The sequence below is a fragment of the Thorsellia kenyensis genome, assembly GCF_042432445.1.
Classification (GTDB): Bacteria; Pseudomonadota; Gammaproteobacteria; order Enterobacterales; family Thorselliaceae; genus Thorsellia; species Thorsellia kenyensis.
Genome location: NZ_JBHLXE010000003.1, coordinates 1 through 547 on the forward strand (window position 1 = coordinate 1; position 547 = coordinate 547).

Sequence of the window (547 nt, forward strand, 5' to 3'; positions counted from 1 at the left end):
AAATGGTGTACTTGTTCTATCATAGTACCACTCAGTGCCCGTAACGATGGTACGTGTCCATGTTGTGCCATTATCAAAGCTGATTTCTACATACTCATCTGCATCTAGCGCTCTGTCTAAGTGACCAAAGAACTCCAACGTCTTATCGTTCGTTTTGAAGTCATTGTCGGCTATACCACGGTCTTCTGAAATTCTATCTAAGTAGACTTTGTTCGTGATATCAGGCGCTTTGTTATCCACTATAATCTCTTGTGACGATTTTGGACCCTCATCATTTACGTTATTGATGATACGTACATCGATCTTATGTGTGCCATTAGATAACGCTTTACTTGTGTTGTCATAGAACCAAGTTCTGTCTGTGACCGTCACTTGTACCCAACCCTGACCATCAATGTTGATTTCAACACGCTCACCCATCGCTAAGCCATTTGCTAATGCTCCTTTGATGATTAATGTCGGGTCATTCGTTATCCAGTCGCCTAACGCACCTGAGTCATCACTGATTTCAGTAATCGTCACGCTATTTGATTGAACACCACCCGTG

Annotated in this window: 1 protein-coding gene; it reads right to left on the bottom strand. The window is 42.4% G+C overall.

The annotated features are described in order from the left end of the window. A partial coding sequence (locus ACFFIT_RS00190) for a hypothetical protein (protein ID WP_385875297.1) occupies nt 1-522 on the bottom strand: 522 nt, incomplete at its 3' end. Nucleotides 523-547: the final 25 nt, after the last annotated feature.